Here is a 14,440-nt window from a genome sequence, read left to right on the forward strand (position 1 = left end):
ACACCGTTTTTCTGCTATTTATCGTCGCTATGATGACGGCTTCCTATAACGAGGACAAAACAAAAGGCCTGTAAATGTTATATGAACGAAAGAACCTCAATCCCTTTCAAGCGGGATTGAGGTTCTTTCGTTTTTGCCGAATACGTGGCGGGCCCTGCTGCAATAATAGAAAAAGAGGCCTTCCCACAAAGATGAACCTTGCGGGAAGCCTCTGTATCTTGTTACTTCATCTAGGCTCTAACTTTGAGCACATTCATTTCCGTAACGCAATCTCCACAAATATAACGCTCTTTGAACTCGCTGACACTTTCCATACTACCACAGAACACACATTTTGGACGGTATCTTTCCAGAATGATATGGTCACCCTGTACCAAAATCTCGACAGGATCTCCTTCATTCATTTGATATCGTTTACGTAACGATTTAGGTAGTACAATACGTCCCAATTGATCGACTTTCCGAACGACTCCGGCTGGCTTCATCACAGGACATCACCTCTCTTCCGCTCTCGGTTTCCATGCTATCAATACAATAGCACATCTGTACAGACTGATACCGTTTACTATTCGCCGTTATTCAGGAAACTCCTTCTCATAACATGATGAAACTTTCTTTTCCTGAATAAATTTTCGAATCAGTCCTGCCTACATGGAAATCAAGTGCTTAATCAAGATCGGCAAAGCCGGTTTGACGCAATCCTTCGTACAGCATAATGGCGGCTGAATTGGATAAATTGAGCGATCTGACCGCATCCGACATCGGTAACCGCAGCAGCGTATCGGGATGCTGTGCCAGCAGTTCTTCAGGAAGTCCTTTCGTCTCCTTGCCAAATACAAAAAAATCGCCATCCTGAAAGGTAAAATCGGTGTAGCGCTTCTTCGCCTTCGTTGTCGCAAAGAAAAAACGATGCCCTTTATACGCCTCCAGCACCTCGTCAAATGAATCATGATACTCCAGCTTAACGGAGTGCCAATAATCTAATCCTGCGCGTTTCAGCGTTTTGTCATCGGTTTGGAAGCCCAGTGGTCTTACCAAGTGAAGATGCGTGCCTGTAGCTGCGCAAGTTCGTGAAATGTTCCCTGTGTTCGCAGGAATCTCAGGTTCTACTAATACAATATGAAAAGCCATCTCTGTCAAATTCACCTCATTCTCTATCCTATTATATGCGAAAGCGGATTGCAATTTTACACAGGGTTAACTTTATCTTAATATCTCGATGATAGAGCAATGCCATAATAGAGATATCCTTCGATAAAAGGAGCCAACCCTTAATGAAAAAGAAGATCCTAGTTGTAGATGACGAACCTTCCATCTCCATGCTTATCGAATTCAATTTGAAGCTCGTCGGCTTTGAAGTCCATTGCGTGTTCGATGGAGAAGCTGTCTTTGATGCTATTCAAACCTTTCGCCCTGATCTCATTGTACTCGACCTTATGCTGCCGAAGATGGACGGCTTTCAAGTATGCCGCAAACTTAGAAATCAGAATAACCTCGTTCCGATTATTATGCTGACTGCCATGCAGGATCTTACGGATAAAATTGCTGGACTGGATAATGGTGCCGACGATTATATGACCAAACCATTCTCTCCACAGGAGCTCATTTCCCGGATACATGCCATTCATCGCCGGATTCAGACCTTGCCTTCCTTAACGGAAGATGCGCCCATCACCATTGGTCAAATTGCCATTAAGGCCGATCAGCGCGAAGTCACCGTGAATGGCTCGCCCATCGAGCTCACGCCCAAAGAATTTGAGCTTCTGCTCTTCCTGTGCAAGCACCGCGGCAAAGTGCTCAGCCGCCAACAGCTGCTTCACGGCGTCTGGGACTATCATTTCCTCGGCGATACGCGCATTGTCGATGTGCATATCTCGCATCTGCGGGATAAAATCGAACACAATGCCCGCAATCCCGAGTATATCATGACGATTCGCAATGTCGGCTACAAGCTGACCGAACCGGCTGTTAAAGAATCGATCGGCTAATGAGTAACGCGAAGAAAGACAAGGAGTCTCCTTGCCCTTCTTCGCGTTATTTGCATTGACTTTAAAGCCGCCAAGGCTTGTGTCCTCCGAAATAGCGAATCACCTTTTTGGGGGATGTCACAGGACCGATTCGGATATTGGGCAGCTCAGAACCTCGGTAAAGAATCGCTTCATCCCACGCGTTCAATTCCAGCGTAATCGCCTCATTCTCCGCGTTTAATCGGACGGTTTGCTCGATAGACCTAGTTCCTGTAATCCTATAATGGACAACGCCAACCCACCCCGTCTGGATGATGCAAGGCTCGCCGGCCAAGCTCTTCACACGAATGAACTGCGTTTCACCGTGACTTCGCACAGCGCTTATCAGGAACGCTCCCTCAGCTCGCAAATGTTCGAAGGCGGCTTCTTGCCATTCGTCCGGAACAGCCGGGAATACCCTGATTTGGCCTCCCCAGCTTTGGAGCAGCATGTCCTGCATAGCTTCCGCTGCGGCAAGAGGCGTTTCAATGACAGGCCCCGCTTCCTTATACATCGTATTCGGTTTGATCAGCAGAAGAAGAGCATGCAAATACCGTAACACCTCATTCCCGCGTCCCAGAATAGCAGCGATTGAAGCAGCTCCAGTAAGACTGAAGCCCCGCAAGTCACCCTCTTTTCCAATCCAGTGATCCAGTGATGTCATGATTAACTTGCGCTCCTCTTCGCAATCACAGCCGATCAAATGCAGAGGAAATATGGCAAGCAAATGACTGAAGTGCCGGTGACCATAGTCCAGAGGGGTATCCTTCCCGACCATCAAACCTGTTTCATCGACGGGAAAGGGGACTAATCTATCGAGAATGTCCTGCCATTTTGGCATGAGCGGATCGTCCATCTCCAGCCGCTGACAGCTGTCCAGAAGGGTTTGGCAGCCCCAGCGCAGCAAAGCTAGGTCGTAATGACAGTCCCTTACACGCGTGCGCATGAAAGAACCATACTCGGGCGAAATGGTCGCAGGCAGGTGGAGCAAGCCATCCAAGCCTTCCTCGACTAGATGAAAGTAGAAGTTCACACTTCTTCGCAGCAGAGGAAACAACAGGTTCTTCAATATATTATCATCCATGCTGTAGCGATATTGCCGCCACACATTATGGCATAGCCAAGTTAAATTTCCAACTTCATCGTCAACTTCCGATCGCAGGTCATAGCTGCTGCTGCGGCCAAGTCCGGAAGAATCATGCCTATAAGGCTCAGGCACGTTGGCAGCTAGATTTTCCAGATTTGCGGTTAACGCTCGAACAAGCGATAATCCCAGCTCCAAGCGGTTTGCCGCATATACGGGAGAATAACTCATTTGCACATTCATATTGAACCATACACCCGGCCAAGGGGTTGAGGTAAGCCACGGCCCTTGATTATCGATCAAAGATTGATCGGCCCTTGTAGCAGAAGCGAGTTTATACATTTGGATCCAGTAAAAGCTTTGGAGGCGACTATCAGGTACTGAAACGAAGCTTTGCCGATAATAATCGTGCCACCACGTTCGGTGATCACTTATCCACGTCTCATAATCCCTTCCTATCGCTTGGGCAATTGCATCAACAGCCGCTGCAATCGCTGATTCCTCATGCCCAGTCATTATCGTCAGGAAATAAACACGGCGATTCGGTGCCATGTGCACTTCCTTCCAGGCAGCCACACAGCCATCACCGCCTGAATATCGCTGCGTGCAAATCTGTATGCCATCTCTTTCTGACTTCTCTACCTTCGTCTCGGGTATATACTGATTCAAGTTGATGCCATCCGCATTTCGCAATACTTCATCAACTTCCGAATGCGCATGCCATACGACATGCGCACCTTCTTCCCCTTCTGAAGTCTCCCATTCGATGGCAATCACGGGCTCCAGACTATGGACAATGGAACGAAGCTTTACTTTCCCCTGCGTTGTCGTCAACTCAGCGCGAAGCTCCGCATTCCACAGGTCCACCCGCATGCTTGTTGGATGATAGATCATGCCGGTCATCTCCAGATCAAGCTCACCGATCGGCACGCGTGGGGGAAAGCCCGGCCGATCGCTCCGCACTGCCGTCACATCCGTTCGCCCAGTGACAAAGCGGAGCACATGCCGTTTCTTCGCATGCTCCTCTCCGTATACCATGGCGCCAATTGACCCATTGCCGATGAAGGCACCTTCGTCCCAGCTTACCGGCTTGACGACCCACTCCATATCATGGTCAGCCATAAAATGTTCCCACTCGGTATTGTTCACGGCTTGCAGCCTCCTAACCTTTGATCGCCCCGATGAGGGCGCCTTTGACGAAATATTTCTGCAGGAACGGATACACAAGCAGAATGGGTACTGTAGCTACAATAATCGTCGCATACTTGAGCGTCACCGAGAGCATCGCCGAGGCGCCGTCTGAGGCTCCTAGGTTGGAGCTTGCTTCCCCTTGCAGCAGCACTTCACGCAGCACGAGCTGCAGCGGATAAAGCGCGCGATCCTGCAAGAAAATCATCGCCTGAAACCAGGAATTCCAATGGGCGACGCCATAATACAAAAGCATAACGGCAATTACCGGCATGGATAGCGGCAGTACAATGCGGAACAAAATGACGAAGTCGTTAGCGCCATCTATTTTCGCCGACTCCTCCAAGGCGTCTGGAATCGCTTCGAATGCCGTTTTCATCAAGATCAGATTAAACGTATTAATTGCCTGTGGGATGATTAGCGCCCATAAGGAGTCAACTAGTCCTACTCCTTTGACCGTTAAATACAGTGGAATCAGTCCCCCGCTGAAAAACATTGTAAATACAATGAACAGCAGCAGCGATTTTCGATAAGCCAAGCTTTTTCGGGATAAAGCATACGCCCCAAATGCCGTAAGAATGATATTGATGAACAGTCCTACAATCACTACAAAAAATGTGTTCCCATAACCTTTAAGAATCATCGGGTTCCGAAATACATTGGTATAAGCTTCAAATGAAAACCCCAGTGGACGCCATAATACCCCTTTATGACTCATAAGCGTTCCGGCATCGCTCACAGAAGCGAAAGCCACATATACAAGCGGATATATCGTAATGAGCATTAAGAAGATCAAGAAAATAGCGTTTATCCAATCAAAGCTTTTTTCCGATAACGTTGTTTGGTTCATACCTCTGTCTCCTTCCTACCATAAGCTGGTGTCGTTGAATTTACGGCTTAGCCAATTCGAGCAAATCAATAGAATGAAATTGATGACCGAGTTAAACAACCCTACCGCTGAGCTGAAACTATAGTTAAAATCCTGCAAGCCTACCCGGTACACGTAGGATGAAATCACGTCCGCCGTTTCATAAGTCCCCGGATTATACAGCAAAATAATTTTCTCGAATCCGACATTCATCATCCGTCCAATCTCCAGAATGAGCAGGATGATGATCGTTGGCATAATACCGGGAATCGTCACACTCGTCATCTGCTTCCATCTGCCGGCTCCGTCTATTTTCGCCGCCTCATATTGCTCCTGATCGATTCCGGTCAAAGCTGCAAGGAAAATGATCGTTCCCCAGCCAATATGCTGCCACACTCCCGTCGACACATAGACAGATCGGAAAAAGCTTGGTTCGAGCAAAAACGTTGTTCGCTCTCCGCCAAAAAAAGCGACCACATCATTCACAACCCCATCGCTGACGGTGAAATCTTTAATGATGCCGCAGATGACAACGAGTGAAATAAAGTGAGGCATGTACGTGATCGTTTGCACCGTGCGTTTAAATAACGCATGTTTCACTTCATTGAGCAAAAGAGCCAATATAATCGGTGCTGGAAATCCGAACGCTAGCTGATACACGCTGATGAGCACTGTATTTTTAATCGTTCTCCAGAAATAAGGCCCTGTAAAAAAGTTCTGGAAATGCTCAAAGCCCACCCATTCGCTCCCCCAAATACCGAGCCGTGGCGAAAAATCCTTAAAAGCAATGATGGCTCCATACATGGGTCCATAGTGGAAGACCACATAGTATAGCAGCACGGGAATAAGCATGACGTACAGCAATTTATTTTTACGGATATCCATAAATATCCCAAATGTATTCATGGTTTCTACTCCCTTCAATCTATGGCTATTTTCTTGCAGGTGAAAACAAGCCGCTTATGACAAGGGCTTCGTCATCACCTGCAAGAGGCCAAATAGGTGTTATCGTTTATTGTAGCGGTCGAACGCGTCCTGATTTATTTTGATAACTTTGTCGATGCCCATTTCCTTGATCCGGTTCACATACTCATCAAATTTCTCAATCGGTTCCTTGCCCATTACGAATTTCACAAACATTTCTTCCTTATAACTGCCTATCGCCGTATTCAATTTGGCTAATTCCTTACTTTCTTCGATAGTCGGTGTGATGAAAAGCGGCATAACATGCTTAACCGCATCGGTTTCGCCCCAAATTTTGATCGCCTCGTCCTGTTCTTTGAACGTATTGAAGCTTTTGCGTGCATCTCCTAGGAAAGGACCATTTGGCTTCGTATACTGCGATACCATTTGCTGTAAATTAAACTTCTCGTTTTTTGTAATTTTCTCCGTAAAGGTCGGCACATTGTTGACCATTTTATAGCTCTCGCCTTCAACCCCGAAGTTGAAAAGCAAGCTTCCTTTTTCACCATACGCATAATCAAGCCATTTCACAGCAAGCTCCGCGTTTTTGGAATCGCCGCTTACGGCTTTGCTTGCCGCTGGATTATATTTAAAATCCCGCTGACCGATAAAAGCGCGCTCTCCTTGCTTAAGTGTCGGATATGGCGCAGCTACCAGTTGGAATTTCGGATTTTTCTTCTTCCCTGTATCCATCCATCTGCCCATGCCGCCGCTTAGCAAGCCTACGGTAGCTCCGGCACTATCGCTCATCAATTTGTTGTCCAGTGATTTGGAATCTGTGTTAAGAGCGAAGTCTTTATCCAGCAGCCCTTCCGCATACCATTTCCGCAGCAAAGTCAAGGCGTCCTTGAACTGTGGATCGATGGGCCCGTATTTCACTTTTCCTTGATCGTCAATATAGAAGCGATTTGCTGTTTTGAAGGCCCCAATGAAAGCGTCCTGAATGTTCAACTCATTACTGTACTGGGCGGTAAATGGTGCACTCGCGCCTTTTTTCTCTTTAAAAGCTTTCAACACGGTGTACCAGTCATCGATCGTCTGGGGAACTGGCAGATTCAGTTCATCGAGCCAGTCTTTGCGAATCATCGGACCTCGGAAAACAAGACCATTATCCGGACGAATCATCGGAAAGGCATAATAGTTGCCGCTGTCCGTTTTGATCATCTTATCTAATTCTTTATCTTGCTGCAGCAGCTTCTTAAGGTTCGGCGCCTGCTTGTCAATCAACGCATTAAGAGGAAGAATGACCTTATCCGCAATGGCTTTCTCCGGTCCGCCTGGATAAGCTGCCGCCCCGCCGCCACCCCAGTTATACTCAATCACGTCCGGCAATTTATTGGAGGCGATCAGCAGGTTGAACTGTTCCTTCGATTGACCGTCGGCCGGGTGGGTGTACTTGACCTTCACCCCTGTTTCTTTTTCAAGCTGCTTTCCAAAAGGCGATTCCGCCAAGTTCGGTACAAAAGAGGCCAGATTCGTGTCGATACCCTCCCATGATGTTAACGTTTCTTGCGTACTAATCGGGTACACCGTGCCAGCCGCTGTTGGCGCCCCTGAAGCTTTCGGAGAAGCTGAGCTCTTGCCAGTCTCTTGCGTGGAACAGCCAACGAATACACTAGAAGCCACTACAACGCTTAAGGCCACACTGAAAGACTTTTTATTCACATATTTCCCCATGTAAATCCCCCTCGTATAATTTAGTCCAAATGCACCTCGGGTGCATCGTAATTTCAGTATGCAGCGAAAACCATTCACCCTGATAGCGTCAAAACGTGAACTTCACCTTTAAAATCGCTATAAATCAATCTTCAAAATAGATACTTGCTATGTAAAAACGGAAAAACCGCGCAAGCATGCTTGCTTGAACGGCCTTTTCTTTGTCATTGAATGTCTTTGTACTTGCCTGGTGTAATCCCCTCGAATTTCTTAAAGATGCGATTAAACGTATTAATGTCGGCGTACCCGACCTGCTTGGCGATGTCAGAAACCGATAGCTGCTGAAGGGACAGCAGTCTCTTGGCTTCGGCTAAGCGGGTGCGGCTAATAAAATCAAGCAAGGCCTCTCCCGTTTGCGCTTTAAACTGTTTGGACAAATAGGAAGGGGTTAACTCGAACTTCTCCCCGACCATCGAAATATTAAGATTCACGTCGGCATAATGACTTTTCACATAATCGATAACCTGCTGACTAAGCGCATTGTGATCCTGCTGCCGGTCATCTTGGATGAACTGGCACACTTCTGCCAGCACTTCCCGAATTTGTCCCTTCATCTCTTTGATTGTGGAACTTGCCATTAACCGATCAACTTGATGCGTTTGGACGATAAATGTCCGACGATTGCTGCTTGCTCCGATTTCATCCATCGTTTTGAGCAGCGTACTGGTCAAATCGAACATGAGACATTTGGCGAGCGGCACAGATATCGAGGCATCCGAGCTGTTGATCTCGATAATTTCGTTAATAATCGCACTGGATTTCTCGAAATCGCCTGCTTTTACCAAATTAATCAATTGATGCTCTACCGTCAAAGGGTAGTAGTAGCTTCTCGATGGCCTGACCGTCTCGGAGCTTGGCAAATCCTCATACCGAATAATTTCACCGCTCCCCATCACTAACCGGTATTCGAGTGCTGCCAATGTCTGCTGATACGCCGGAGGAAGGCCATACAGCTCCTGATGGATCTCACTTATCGCCACGGTCAAATGGACGTGGAAATGGTCCAACAGAAACGATTTCACCTGTTCCGCAATACGCTTCAGTTCATCCGAATCCGGATCTGTTCCGAAATTGACGATGCATGCCTGCATATTGTCTATCTCTGTGATGAAAGCTTGATTGGTGTCGCCAATCACTTCCTCAGCCACATTCATAATGAGAAAATGCAGCATTCTTACCTTCTCGGGTGCTGCATACTGATCCATCTCAAACTTGCCGAAATGCTCAATATGGAACAGCAGCACAGCATAATAAGGCGAAGCCACGCGAATATCATGAGCCGCAAGCGATTCGTGGATCGGCACATTTTGCTCCAGCCTGCCTTTCAGCAACCCTTGCAGGAAATGCGAGCGAATGGCATCCCGATGCTGGTGCAACCTGCGGTCGACCTGTTCTTTCTCAGCAAATGTATTATTGAGCGCAGCCTGCAAATAGCCATATTCATTCAAACCTTCCTGAAAAGATAAGCCTGATTTCTTGGCAAAGCTTTGAATGAGCAGGTTGATAGGGACATAATTTTTCCTTAAAAAAAGGTAGGTAACGACTCCACCCATGAGCAAACTCAGTATGATGCTGGCATAAATCAGCTTCTTCATATAAGCCATCTTATCATCAAATAATTCGGCGGGAATCGTTGAAATATACTTCCAACCCGTACTCTCCGAAGTGATGTAGGAAACCGCTGCTCGCTGACCAGCATCTGCACTCATGAACATGCCATTTTTGCCAGTTAGCTTGCCATAGTCCAATAAGGCTGGCCTCGATTCAAGCCCTGTGGAGGCCACCAACCGATTTTCCTTATCCAGCACTGCAATCGAGGTTCTATCCGAAGTTGACGGGATATTGGCTAACAGCTTTGAATCCTTAATGACAAACAAGATTACGGCACCAGGTTGATCTGGATTGGCCAAGATGACGGACTTGGCATACATCACCGCTTTCATCGATTGGCCATCCTCCCTAAACGTAATAGGGGTATATTCTTGCATGTAAGGCTTCTCAAAAAACTTCGCCCATTCCTCGTAGCTCATCGTGTCTTGTTCACGTGTCTTCTCATACAGCATCCGGCTGTTCGTACGATCACGGGTAGAGATCACCGTATCGCTATTCCGATAGTAAATATATATTTGCTCAATGAAATCATTCGCCGTCTGATACAGCCGCAAATCACTGGCGATACTGATCAGTTCGTAATAATCGTTATCCGTTAAGGGCTTCGACGTATTAATGAAACCGGTTACTAATTTATTTAAAGCGATTTCCAAGCTGATCCTTTCGATGCCGCGAAGACTATTGTCGATGGCTTGTTCCATCTGCTTCAGAGCCGAGGTGTTCGCGCGATTCACTTCCGATTCCACCACATGCCATGCTGCTGCATACAAAATGCCGCTAATCATAATAGGGATAAGCAAAACAGAAAGATAAGAGACCAGCCAAGTGACAATGATACTGCGTTTGTGGAAACGGATTCGAGCAAGATTCATGAGGCAAAACTCCTTCATTTCCCAGTTGTAACTGCTTTCACTCACCATTATACCGAAAAACAGGATGGAATGGCTGTTAAATTAAAAAAGGCTGCTCGCCAGGTTTTCACCTTTAGAGACAGCCTCTTATTTTAATCCCCAAAAAGGAAATCATCATCCGTCAATGCTTCAACATGAATCGTACGTACATACCCATTCCCTTTTTTGGAAAAAAAGTCATGCTGTTTCGTCTTCGTGCTCAAACCATTCAGAACAATCGGATTAATATCCTCTTCTTCGAAAATCGGCTCAACGCCGAGGTTCATGAACGCTTTGTTGGCATTGTAACGCAAGAAAGCTTTCACTTCTTCCGCCAAACCAAGCGTACCGTAGAGGCTTTCTGTGTATTTCTCCTCATTCGCATGAAGCTCTCTGAGCAGCGCGCTCAATGTTTCGTACACTTCATCCTGCTCCGCAGGACTGAGCTCCGCATAAACCTCTTGCGCCAATACACCGATATACAAACCGTGAATACTCTCATCACGCAAAATCAAATCGATGATTTCGCCGCTGCTCGTCATTTTACCTTGTCCAGCCAAATAAAGCGGGTAATAGAAACCGCTATAGAATAAATAGCTTTCCAGTAGAACAGATGCAGCCATAGCCAGATAGAGATCTTTGGTTGTGTGAATGTTCTCGTAATAGTGAGAAATCTTCGCAGCTTTGAACTGCAAATGAGGATTCCGCTCTACCCAGAGGAACAGCTCATTAATTTCTTCCGTTGTGGACAACGTTGTGAAAATACTGCTGTACGATTTTGCATGGATTTGCTCCATCATGCCCATGAAGCTCAGTACCGCTTTGCGCTGCAGCCCATCGACATGCTCAAGAATCTTGGGCATCCCAACGCCGCCTTGCATCGTATCGAGCAGTGTCAGTCCGCCCAACACTTTCATATATAGCTCACGCTCAGCACCGCTCAGCGTAATCCAAGACATTTTATCGTCAGACAACGGAATTTCTTCGTCCGTCCAGAATTGCATAATATTCTGATTCCAGAATGTAATGGTGAAGTCATCATCGGGCCGATTCCAGTTCACGGCTTTTTTGACGATGGCTTGATTCGTAGTCGTTGCACTAGTCATTGATTGTCGAGTCCCCTTCCAAATTACACCGAGCAGCTGACACATTCCTCAACGGATAGCTGATTTGTTCGCGTGTAGTAAAGCGATTTAAGTCCTTTATGTGCCGCATAGAGGTATAATTTAGCAAGCTGTCTGGTCGAAACGTCACTATTGACATGTAAAATGGTCGAGATACCTTGATCCACATGCGTTTGAATTTCCGAAATGAGGTCAAGAATCTTGAATTGGTCCATTTGATAAGCCGATTTATAGTAGAAGAAATTATCACGCGCCATGAACGGCATCGGATAGTACGTTGTTGAATTGGCATATGTGCGAGTCTCAATAGGCTCAACAATGGGCATAACACTGGACGTCGCGTTTTGGATATACGAAATACTTTGTGTTGGCGCAACCGCTAAACGATAAGCGTGGTAAAGACCATGCACCTTCACTTCTTCTTTAAGCTTGGCCCAATCACTTGGTGTTGGAACTGGCATGCCTTCGAATAAAGTCTTGATTTTGTCCGTAACAGGCGTGTAATCCGTCTCTGTGTAGCGGTTGAAATAAGCGCCGTTCGCATATTCGGACAACTCAAAGCCTTCAAACGTTTGACCGGAGGCTTTGGCAATCTCCATGCTCTTCTCGATGGAATAGAAATTCATCGCCATGAAGAAGGAACGAACGAAATCTTTGGCTTCGTCACTCTCATAGCTGATTTTGTTCTTCGACAAATAACCATGCAGATTCATGACACCCAATCCAACGGAATGCAGCTCACGATTCGCTTTGGCAACACCAGGCGCATTACTGATCGTTGTCATATCGCTGACCGAAGTCAAGGCGACCATGCCTTCGTGTACCGTCTCGCGCAGCTTCTTGCGGTCCATCACATTGGCAATATTCATAGAAGCCAAATTACAGCTGATATCTCTCAGAATGAGATCATCTTGTCCGTAATCATTGATTTCGGAAGTCTCCTGCAATTGGAAAATCTCCGTGCAAAGATTGGACATTTTGATCGTCCCAATGCCTTTCAAAGCATGATCCTTATTCGCGTTCGTACGGTTCATCATATATGGATAGCCGGATTCCAGCTGGGTTGTCGCAATCTTGACCAGCATATCGCGCGCGCTCATCACGACTTTTTTCTTCACCTTCGGATTCGCGAGAAGCTCATCATACATCTCATCCATATCCATATCATCCAAATGCTTGCTATACGCTTGAAGAACGGTGTATGGGGCAAAAACGTGCAGCGGCTTATTCTCTTCCGCTAATTTATAAAATTTATTCGGTACAATCAGACCGATGGAAAGTGTCTTCAAGCGGGATTTCTCATCCGCATTGATCTTCTTGCTGTCGAGGAACTCCATTACGTCCCAGCCAAAAATGTTGTAGTACGCTGCTCCTGAGCCTTTGCGTTGACCCATTTGATCCGCATAGGAGAACGCATCCTCCATCAGCTTCAAGACTGGCATAATGCCTTTGGCCGCGCGTTCTACACCTTTGATGGACTCACCGCGTCCACGAAGCTTGGACAAGTTAACGGCAACGCCGCCGCCAATTTTGGACAACTGCATGCAAGTGGCAAGTACATAGTTAATCGAGTTCAACGAGTCATCCATTTCTAGAAGGAAGCAGGATACCATCTCGCCGCGACGGCTTTTGCCTGCATTGAGGAAGGTCGGAGTTGCGGGCTGCAAACGCTGCTCCATCATAGATACGGCCAGCACTCGTGCTGTTTCTACATTTCCGCGTCCCAAGTAAAGAGCCACAATCGCTACGCGATCAGGGAAATGCTCCAGATATAAGGTCTTGTCATCACTGCGCAAAGCATAATCCGTATAAAATTTCGAAGCTGCCATGTAGGAAGCGAATTCGAACTCATTGTCGTGGGCCACTTGGTAAACGGAATTAACTTCATCTGGAGTGTAAAGCTCATAGACGTTCTCGTAATAATTGTGCTCAATCATGTATCGAACCTTAGATGAGGTATCGGGGAAAGTGAGGCTTTTGCTGTGGACATCCTTCATGAAAACTTCAACAGCTTCTTTATCCTTCTCTAGTTGAAAAAAGCCATCTGCTCCGCGTTGCATCAATAAATTATTTAGCTCAATGTGCCGCAATTGCTTGTACCCCCTGAACAAATCGTTCTACGTCATTTTTGGTGCCGGATAACTCGAATTTGGTTAGCACAGGCACATCATACAGTTGCGAGATGGTATCCGCACTTTTGGCAAAGCCATCTCCCCAGTTACGGTTGCCGCTTGCTGCCACTCCGATCAGTCTGGAGGAATTGCGCTCCAGAAAGGAAGCCACCTTTGTAGGAATTTGACCAAAACCGGTCGTATAAGTAACCAGCACAAAGGGCTCGTCCATCTTCATCGCTTCCTCAATTTGAACCGCAGGCATCTTGAGTTTAGCTATAAAACGACGAACATTTCCCGTCTTCGAATCGTAAGCAATCAACATCGGAACCGTCTCCTATCCTTCAATCTCCATCTAGTGCTTCATATGTATTTAAACCTATATCTAGTAAGTCGTTCAAGAAAAGTTCATCCTAAATCCAGAAAACCATTACACCTTATCGACAGAAAAACCAGCTCTCTGGAACGGGATTTTGCTCAAAATAATCGATCAAAGTACCGTCCCGCATGGCTTCTGCGACTATTTTCCTATGTACCGCTGAAGCTCAAATATTCGCTTTTTTTCACGACATCTAGTTGATAGATTCAAATTTATATCAATATATTGTGTTTGTCAACGCTCCATATTGTGTCTTTTAACTGGCAAAATAACGAAACCTAGACAGGACGTGGCTCCAACGGTTTTAAAAATATTTTTTCGAAAAAGACTTGTAATTTTCAGATTTGTCGAAAGCAAGAATCACTCATAACTTCCACTAGATGTAGTTTCCCCTCCCCTTCAGCAGAGGCTCGCTAGACCCCCTCAGCGGTCCTCTAAGGACAATAAAAACGATAAAGCCATACTTCTATCCTCAAGCAAAAAAAGCTACTCACGCGCAC

Annotated in this window: 11 protein-coding genes; 1 reads left to right on the plus strand and 10 read right to left on the minus strand. The window is 46.4% G+C overall.

What is annotated here, in order from left to right:
• Positions 1 to 230 precede the first annotated feature (230 nt).
• Both BC351_RS03315 and trmL read right to left on the minus strand, forming a co-directional pair.
• Positions 231 to 485, minus strand: a complete 255-nt coding sequence (locus tag BC351_RS03315) for an AbrB/MazE/SpoVT family DNA-binding domain-containing protein (protein WP_079409291.1) — start codon at positions 483 to 485, stop codon at positions 231 to 233.
• Positions 486 to 666: 181 nt separating this feature from the next.
• Positions 667 to 1,131: a tRNA (uridine(34)/cytosine(34)/5-carboxymethylaminomethyluridine(34)-2'-O)-methyltransferase TrmL gene (gene trmL, locus BC351_RS03320; protein WP_079409292.1), complete on the minus strand. Its 465-nt coding sequence runs from the start codon at positions 1,129 to 1,131 to the stop codon at positions 667 to 669.
• 143 nt (positions 1,132 to 1,274) lie between these two features.
• Between trmL and BC351_RS03325 the strand changes: the two genes are divergently transcribed.
• Positions 1,275 to 1,988: a response regulator transcription factor gene (locus BC351_RS03325; RefSeq protein WP_079409293.1), complete on the plus strand. Its 714-nt coding sequence runs from the start codon at positions 1,275 to 1,277 to the stop codon at positions 1,986 to 1,988.
• A gap of 61 nt (positions 1,989 to 2,049) precedes the next feature.
• Here BC351_RS03325 and BC351_RS03330 read toward each other — a convergent pair whose 3' ends face one another.
• From BC351_RS03330 to nrdI, 8 genes are all read right to left on the minus strand, one after another.
• Positions 2,050 to 4,239, minus strand: coding sequence for a glycosyl hydrolase family 95 catalytic domain-containing protein (locus BC351_RS03330; protein ID WP_244208875.1), 2,190 nt, complete (start codon positions 4,237 to 4,239; stop codon positions 2,050 to 2,052).
• Between the two features lie 13 nt (positions 4,240 to 4,252).
• Positions 4,253 to 5,128: a carbohydrate ABC transporter permease gene (locus tag BC351_RS03335; RefSeq protein WP_079409294.1), complete on the minus strand. Its 876-nt coding sequence runs from the start codon at positions 5,126 to 5,128 to the stop codon at positions 4,253 to 4,255.
• A gap of 15 nt (positions 5,129 to 5,143) precedes the next feature.
• Positions 5,144 to 6,052 (minus strand): ABC transporter permease, encoded by a 909-nt coding sequence (locus tag BC351_RS03340; RefSeq protein ID WP_079409295.1) that lies wholly within the window; start codon positions 6,050 to 6,052, stop codon positions 5,144 to 5,146.
• Between the two features lie 99 nt (positions 6,053 to 6,151).
• The gene (locus BC351_RS03345) at positions 6,152 to 7,786 is read right to left on the minus strand and encodes an extracellular solute-binding protein (RefSeq protein ID WP_079409296.1); all 1,635 of its coding nucleotides are present in this window, start codon (positions 7,784 to 7,786) and stop codon (positions 6,152 to 6,154) included.
• A 203-nt stretch (positions 7,787 to 7,989) separates the two neighbouring features.
• Entirely contained in the window at positions 7,990 to 10,308 is a 2,319-nt protein-coding gene (locus BC351_RS03350) for a helix-turn-helix domain-containing protein (RefSeq protein WP_079409297.1), read from the minus strand.
• A 131-nt stretch (positions 10,309 to 10,439) separates the two neighbouring features.
• On the minus strand, positions 10,440 to 11,432 hold the full coding sequence (nrdF, locus tag BC351_RS03355) for a class 1b ribonucleoside-diphosphate reductase subunit beta (protein ID WP_079409298.1): 993 nt from the start codon (positions 11,430 to 11,432) through the stop codon (positions 10,440 to 10,442).
• Between the two features lie 23 nt (positions 11,433 to 11,455).
• Positions 11,456 to 13,540: a class 1b ribonucleoside-diphosphate reductase subunit alpha gene (gene nrdE / locus BC351_RS03360; RefSeq protein ID WP_079409299.1), complete on the minus strand. Its 2,085-nt coding sequence runs from the start codon at positions 13,538 to 13,540 to the stop codon at positions 11,456 to 11,458.
• Complete coding sequence (gene nrdI / locus BC351_RS03365; RefSeq protein WP_079409300.1) at positions 13,527 to 13,886, minus strand: class Ib ribonucleoside-diphosphate reductase assembly flavoprotein NrdI; 360 nt, start codon at positions 13,884 to 13,886, stop codon at positions 13,527 to 13,529. The genes nrdE and nrdI overlap by 14 nt, the downstream gene beginning before the upstream one ends.
• Positions 13,887 to 14,440: the final 554 nt, after the last annotated feature.

Origin of the sequence: Paenibacillus ferrarius (assembly GCF_002027705.1) — a bacterium.
In the GTDB taxonomy this organism is placed as follows: Bacteria; Bacillota; Bacilli; order Paenibacillales; family NBRC-103111; genus Paenibacillus_E; species Paenibacillus_E ferrarius.